Source organism: Brevibacillus borstelensis (assembly GCF_037834415.1).
Lineage (GTDB): Bacteria > Bacillota > Bacilli > Brevibacillales > Brevibacillaceae > Brevibacillus > Brevibacillus borstelensis_A.
The window spans coordinates 105455-112352 of sequence record NZ_JAUMSJ010000015.1 but is presented as its reverse complement, the minus strand read 5'-3'; the positions used below and the strand labels follow the sequence as shown (position 1 = coordinate 112352).

At 53.0% G+C, this 6898-nt stretch carries 7 protein-coding genes; 5 read left to right on the top strand and 2 right to left on the bottom strand.

All coding sequences use genetic code 11. The features are described from left to right. Nucleotides 1-29: 29 nt before the first annotated feature. On the top strand, nt 30-131 hold the full coding sequence (locus tag Q3F21_RS27450; RefSeq protein WP_425341256.1) for a PH domain-containing protein: 102 nt from the start codon (nt 30-32) through the stop codon (nt 129-131). A 15-nt stretch (nt 132-146) separates the two neighbouring features. Beyond that, entirely contained in the window at nt 147-989 is an 843-nt protein-coding gene (locus tag Q3F21_RS14120) for an alpha/beta hydrolase family protein (protein WP_340253845.1), read from the top strand. A 119-nt stretch (nt 990-1108) separates the two neighbouring features. On the opposite strand, the gene Q3F21_RS14115 is transcribed toward Q3F21_RS14120, so the two are convergent. Then, the gene (locus tag Q3F21_RS14115) at nt 1109-1807 is read right to left on the bottom strand and encodes an MBL fold metallo-hydrolase (protein WP_340253842.1); all 699 of its coding nucleotides are present in this window, start codon (nt 1805-1807) and stop codon (nt 1109-1111) included. Next, the gene (locus tag Q3F21_RS14110; protein WP_340253839.1) at nt 1804-2445 is read right to left on the bottom strand and encodes a TetR/AcrR family transcriptional regulator; all 642 of its coding nucleotides are present in this window, start codon (nt 2443-2445) and stop codon (nt 1804-1806) included. Before Q3F21_RS14110 ends, Q3F21_RS14115 begins: the two co-directional genes overlap by 4 nt. Nucleotides 2446-2709: 264 nt before the next feature. Between Q3F21_RS14110 and Q3F21_RS14105 the strand changes: the two genes are divergently transcribed. The 3 genes from Q3F21_RS14105 to eutH all read left to right on the top strand — a co-directional run bounded on the left by Q3F21_RS14105 (nt 2710) and on the right by eutH (nt 6783). After that, nucleotides 2710-3135: an NUDIX domain-containing protein gene (locus Q3F21_RS14105; protein ID WP_340253836.1), complete on the top strand. Its 426-nt coding sequence runs from the start codon at nt 2710-2712 to the stop codon at nt 3133-3135. Between the two features lie 129 nt (nt 3136-3264). Continuing rightward, entirely contained in the window at nt 3265-4965 is a 1701-nt protein-coding gene (locus tag Q3F21_RS14100) for a DUF262 domain-containing protein (protein ID WP_340253833.1), read from the top strand. A gap of 543 nt (nt 4966-5508) precedes the next feature. After that, a complete protein-coding gene (gene eutH / locus Q3F21_RS14095) occupies nt 5509-6783 on the top strand; it encodes an ethanolamine utilization protein EutH (RefSeq protein ID WP_340253830.1) in 1275 nt (424 codons plus the stop codon). Nucleotides 6784-6898: the final 115 nt, after the last annotated feature.

Here is a 6898-nt window from a genome sequence, read left to right as displayed (position 1 = left end):
GTGTCAAAATGAATCGAAGATGAACGGTTGTGCATTACGGGAATGGCGGAACGGTGCTGATTTCGCCGAAGGATCGGGACGCGTTTTTGAAAGAGCTGCGCCGCAAATGTCCGAATGCATTGATCGAGTAGAAGGAGGGGAGAACGATGTTTCTCTATGACAAAGAACGACCGCTTAGTTGGAAAGAACATTCTGTGGCAGCAAAAGAAGGGTACAGCGTGAGGGATATTGCCTACGACAGCCCGCTTGGAGGAGAGGTTCCGGCGTATTTGGTGACTCCGGAGGGGAAAGGCTGTCTGCCGGCTGTTCTGTTTTTGCACCCGGGCCAAGGGAACCGCGCTTCCTTTTTGCCGGAAGCGGAGAGATTGGCCACCCAGGGGATCGTATCGCTGTCGATTGACGCACCGTTTTTGCGGCAGGCCTTATCTCCGGAGCTGTCTCAGGAGGAAAGAGCGGTCCAGCTCGTAGAAATGATGATCAAAAAAGAATTGTTTGTCCAGACCATCGTCGATCTGCAAAGAGGGGTGGATCTCTTGGTCAGCCTGGATAACGTCGATGCGGAGCGGATCGGCTATGTGGGCCACAGCTATGGCGCGACCTGGGGCGGTGTCTTCGCGGGCGTGGAGAAGCGCGTCAAGGCCTATGTGCTCATGGCAGGCTACTCCCGGTCCACTGTCTGGCACCGGACCAGCGGGCACCCGGTGTCGGCCCTGGTTCGGCAGATTTTGCCCAAGGAGCGATTTGAGCGGGTTTTTGCCGATCTGGAAGAGCTGGATGCGGTTCACTACATAAAAAACGCGGCTCCTGCTCCTGTACTGTTTCAATTTGTGCATCATGATGAATTCATCGACAGGGAGCAGGCTGATCAGTATATGGCTGCCGCAAGCTCTCCCCGCGAGGTCAAATGGTATGAGAGCGACCATCTCTTCACAGGCTGCGAAGAGGCTGAAGTCGATCGGAGAGAATGGCTGCTTAGACAGTTGGGATAGGGCTGATCAGTGCACGAACAGGCTTCGGATGCCCTGTCTTTCTGCCTGCACGAAAGTCTGCCAGCCGGACGACAGTAGGGGGAGTCCGGCGAGTTCCCCCTACATAGGTAAAGTGTAATTCAAAATGCAATCCCCAGGTCAATCGAGTAGGCCTTCGCCGTTTTCTGCACATATTCATCCAGCTGCGCGGCCGCATCCATGACGGGCCCCCCGTGGCATACCTCCAGACGGCGGGGCGCCAGCTTTTTGACGATAACGCTGCTGCGCACCGCCTCGCCCATATCAGCCGTAAACATCGGCATTGGCCTGTGCAGCTTTCCTTTCTTTGAGGTAAACAAATCCCCGGCCAAAAGCACCTGATCTTCTTCGTGAAAGTAAACGACGTGTCCCGGTGAATGCCCGGGGGTGAGGCAGGGCCGCAAACCGGCCACTGTCAACAGCTGACCGTCCTCGTTCTCCTTGAGGGCTTCCGCCAGGCCGGGTGCCACGTTTTTCTCCGCTTTCCTGCGACCGGGGTACGCAAGCTGGCCTTCCATGTAAGGGATCTCCGTCCGGTGGGCGTAGACGGGGATGGCGTAGCGCTCCACGAGCGCCTTGACGGAACCGGTATGGTCGGAATGACCGTGAGTCAGGAGAATGCGCCGGAGAGGTCCCGCTCCCAGCTGATCCACGGCTTTTTCAATCCCTTTTGCCATAAACGGCATCCCCGCATCCACCAGCGTTACCCCTTCGTCATCGGCTACTGCCCATACGTGTACAGGGATCAGCATCCAGGAACGGATGCTCCAGATATGCTCCGAAATTTGTTCCACTTTCATTTCGCGGAAGCCTCCTCATGTGCGATTTGCTTGCAGCCTGCCAGCGCGACCCGCAGGGCCAGCTCAAAGGTGGAGCCCAGCCGTTCCATCAGCATGTCAAACGGCTCCTCCGACTGGGAGTACGTGCCGATCACGCCGTGCAGCGTGAAAAAATAGACGCGGGCATACGCCCACGACTGTTCTTCTGTCAGATGCGGCGGAAGGCAAGCGGTCACAGCGTCCTTCAGCAGACCAAACAACCGGTTTCGCAAGTGCTGAAGCGCAAGGGAAGGCTCCTTTTCGTCCACGCGGGAGGACTTCGCCATGAAAAACAGCGGGTACATGCTCCGGTTCAGCAAGCAAAAGCGAACGAAGCAGGTACTGACAGCGAGAAGCTTTTCCTCCGCTGAAAGCGAGCCATTTTGCAGTTCCGCCTCCATTTCCGAAAACAAGGCTTGCAGCGGCTCCATGGACAGATGGTGAAGCAGCGCTTCCTTGTCCTTAAAATAAATGTAGATCGTCGTATGGGAGCATCCCGCCGCCTTGGCGATTTCCCGCATCGTCACAGCATCGTAGCCCCGCTCTGCAAAAAGGCGTCCCGCCGCCTCCAGGATCAATCGCTTTGTCTCTTCCGAACGCTGTTCCTGTTTTCTGGTCATATAAGAAAATTCCTTTCCATGTTTCTATTTCAAGAAAAACAACGCAGAATTTATAACCATTGGTTATTAACCGTTGGTTATAATGTAACCGATGGTTATGTTTTGAGTCAAGCGGTTTTTGCCTGCGGTACGCGAAATTTTTGTTCCCCAAACAGTGGGGGATCGCAAGAAAGACAAAGATCGCCTATGAAGTGTAAAATAATGTGTAGGAAGGAAGAGAACATCGATGAGCGTTCTCGCAAATTCACGGACAGGAGATTGGATATGACACAGCAAGCACCCAAAATCGGCGTCGGCGCCGTCATCCTCGATTCAGACGACAGGCTGTTGCTCGTCTACAGAAATCGCGAGCCGGAAAAAGGGACCTGGAGCATTCCGGGAGGGAAGGTTGATCTATACGAGCCGTTGGAGCAGACAGTAGTACGGGAAATCAAAGAGGAAGTCGATTTGGAGGTACAGGTGGAAAGGCTGCTCTGCTTGGCTGAAACGATCCGGCCGGAAAAGGGGGAGCACTGGATTTCCGCCATCTATGTGACCCGCATCGTATCGGGCGAAGCTCGAAACAGGGAAGAGGGCGGAGCCATCGGGGAGATCGGCTGGTTTGCGTTGGATATGCTGCCGGAACATCTGGCCTGCTTCGCGGTGCCGGCGATCGAAAAGCTGCTCTTGGAAGCGCGGTCCCATGCTTAGCTGCAAGCGGCCATTTCCTTGTTTCCGCCCCGGACAATTTTGCTTGGAGCAGGACTGTCCGCTCGTATAAGATAGGAATATAGCACTACTTCCGGTATGTGAAGATAATAGAAAAAGGGAGCGGCAGAAATGACGGCAGGGAAGATCGATTCCGACAAGGAGATTTTTCAAATCATATTTTCAGAGAAATTCTGGTTTGTCATTCCCGAGTACCAGCGATCTTACGTTTGGCAAACGGACAACATCACCGAGCTGGTGGAGGACCTCGTATTTGCTTTTGAGAACAAGCCGGACAATGATTACTTCCTGGGCTCTCTCGTGCTGAAGCGGATCAAGACGAGCTCTTATCCGGAGTACGAGGTGCTGGACGGGCAGCAGCGGCTGACCACTTTCTTTATCATGATGGCCGTCCTGCGAGATTTGATCGACAGTGATCAATTCAAGCACACGCTGCAAAAGAAGATTTACCAGGAAGAAAACCTGTTGGAGAACGTCCCGGCGAGAACGCGGATTACGTACAAGATCCGGGACAAGGTGGAGGATTTCATTCAATCGCACCTGATCGCAATGGACGGAACGACGAAGGAAAAAGAGCTGCAGGCCCTGCGGGAAAGCGAAAACGTCTCGCTGGAGAACATGGCCAATGCCGCCCTCGTTCTGCGTTCCGAGCTGCAGGACAAAATTTCGCCGGGTGATATGCCCCAGTTTGTGCGGTTTATTTTCAACAAGGCCTTGTTCATTTACGTCTCCACGGAAAATACAGAAGACGCTTTTCGGATGTTTACGATCCTGAACAACAGGGGCATTCCTCTGACAAACGCGGATATTCTCAAATCGCAAAATATTGGGGCGCTCTCATCGGAAAGGGAAGTAAACAAATACGCCAAGGTTTGGGAAGAGATCGAAGGAAAGCACGGGGAAAATTTCGACCGCTTTCTCCAGTTCATCCGGACCATCCTGGTGCAGGAAAAAGCCCGCGCCAATCTGCTCGAAGAGTTCCACGACAACATTTACCGTCCGAAAGCGCCGAAACAGCCGAGCCTGCAAATGGGCAAAGACACATTTGAATTAATTGAGCGATACAATACGATTTACGAGGACATCATCGAGCTGCAGGGCTCGAATTTGAGCAATGGCTACAAAAATCTGATCACCGTCATGCGGATCGGCCTGCGTTCGGAGGATTGGATTCCGCCGCTCATGCATTATTATGCCAAATTCGGTGCGGCTCATCTGGAGCGATTCCTGAAAAAGCTGGAGCATAAATTCACCGGAGACTGGGTGTGCGGGATCACGCCTACGGTGCGTCTGGAAGCAATGAACAGCATTTTGAAGGCAATTGACAACACCCCTGCGGATCAAGTGGAAGAGTTGTTCAAGAGGAAGGAGCTCTTCGAGATTGACGAGGATGAGTTTGTCCGCAACATCGATGGACATGTGTACAAAAAGCAGTTCGCCCGTCATCTGCTGCTGAAGCTCGAGTACCTTTTGAGCGATAACACGGTGCATCTCTCCGGCCACAGCTACATTACGGTGGAGCATGTGCTGCCGCAAAATCCGGCGGATGCCAGCCAGTGGAAGCGGGATTTCACGGATGAACAGAGAGTGTATTGGACGAATCGCCTCGCCAACCTCGTCCTGATCAGCCAGAAGAAAAACAGCGCGCTTGGCAATCACGATTTTGAAGAGAAGAAGAAGCTGTATTTGCGAAAAAGGATTGACGCTTTCCAAGCCAACAAGGTATTCATTGAACAGCATTCCAAGTGGACGCCTGACGTTTTGCGGGACAGGCAGGCGAATATGATCGACTTGCTGAAGAAGGCAGATTAGACCGCATCGCTAAAAAACGGCCCCCTGTTCAGCTGCGGCAGGGGGATTTGCTTCGCAGCGTGCCCGAAAGGCGGCATGAAACACAATTCCACCGGTCCAAAAACGAGTGTTGACAACATGACTAACCGCCCATATAATTGGATTACGATAGGCGTAAAGCAATGGAGCTTTACCGTTGAATATTCAGAGTATATCAAGAAGTGGAAATTATGTTTATCACTCCCTTTATTTTTTTGGTTCAATTGTAAGCGGTTCCAGTTTTGTCCCGATTGTTCACAATTCACAAGTGTATATAAAAAAGCAAAGGCGCTTGGGTAATCTGCTACCAGATTACTAAGCGCTTTTATTGTTAATTTTTGCTATTTGCGCAGGGGGAGAACGATGAGGGAAAAAACAGGATGTCGCTGTCCCGGTCTTCGCGACTTGCCGGATGACGCCCCTGACAGCAGAGGAAGTCCGCGGCTGAAGGCTGGTTACACAGGCTTGGGATCGCTCCATGCCAACATGCACGAAAGAATGCTCGAGAAAAGGTGGGGTTGATACATGGACCAAATCGGAAGTTATGTCATTTACTTTATCATGATTTGCGCGGTGATCGGCGCAGTCGCGGCCATCCGCAACAGTGATGAAGGGCTCGGCAAGGAGTTTATGGAAGGTCTTCATTCCACCGGTTATATCTTCGTACCGGCGGCAGGCATCATGGCGTCGATTCCGTACATTTCCTGGTTCATCGACAAGGTTTGCGGGCCGATTTTCAACAAGATCGGGGCCGACCCGGCGCTTGCCGCCACGGCTATTTTGGCCAGCGACATGGGCGGCTACCAGTTGGCCAACGTGCTCAAGAGCTCGTACGAGGGCTGGATTATGGCGATGATCGTCGGATTCATGGCGGGCGCTACGATCGTGTTTTCGATTCCGATGGGGCTGGCGATGCTCGACAAACGGGATCACAAATACATGGCCCTTGGCGTGATGTCCGGGATTTTGACTGTTCCGATCGGCGCCTTTATCACCAGCGCCATCCTGGTGATGACGAATACCAAGGTGCGCGAAACGATTTCCACGGATGCGGAATCCACCTACGCCTTTGCCATCGGATACGGAAAAATCCTCATCAATCTGTCGCCGATTCTGGTGTTTGTGGTCGCGATTGCGCTTGGGCTTCGCTTCTTGCCCGACCTAATGATCAAGGCATTCATGATTTTCGGAAAAACGATGGATGCAGGCATCAAGCTCGTGCTTGTATTTTCGATCGTGGAGTACTTCACAGGCGTCTTTTCCAAGCTGTTTGGCTCCTGGGGCTTCGATCCGATCATCGCTGATCCGACCGATCAGTTCCGCGCCCTGGAGACGGCTGGCTATATTGGTATTATGCTGGCGGGTGCCTTCCCGATGGTGTACATGCTGCGGAAGTACGCGGCGAAGCCTTTGCAGGCGATGGGCAACCGGATGGGCCTGAGTCCGACAGGCAGCGCAGGCTTGCTTGCGACAATCGCCAACATCCTGGCGATGTTCCGACTGGTCCGATCCATGCCTCCGAAAGACAAGGTAATCAATATCGCGTTTGGGGTATGTGCGGCGTTCTTGCTGGGCGACCATCTGTCGTTCTCGGCCAACTTCCAGCCTACGATCATCCTGCCTCTGATTATCGGGAAGTTCGGGGCCGGCGTGATCGCAATCGGCCTGGCCTACTGGCTGTCCGTACCCAAAGCGCTTGAGCTGGAGAAACAGGATCGTGAAAACGGGATCATCGGTCCAACGGAATATCTCGAGGGACAGAAAGAGGTTTCGGCTGCGAAGGATGCAGCGGCGTCGTAAGCAGTCGCACAAGAGAAAAGCAGGATAGATGCAAACGCAGCCAGGCATGTAGAGCATGCCTGGTTTTTGTTGTTTTTTCCCAAAGTTGTAACCTGTACTTTGAAAATCCGTCTAT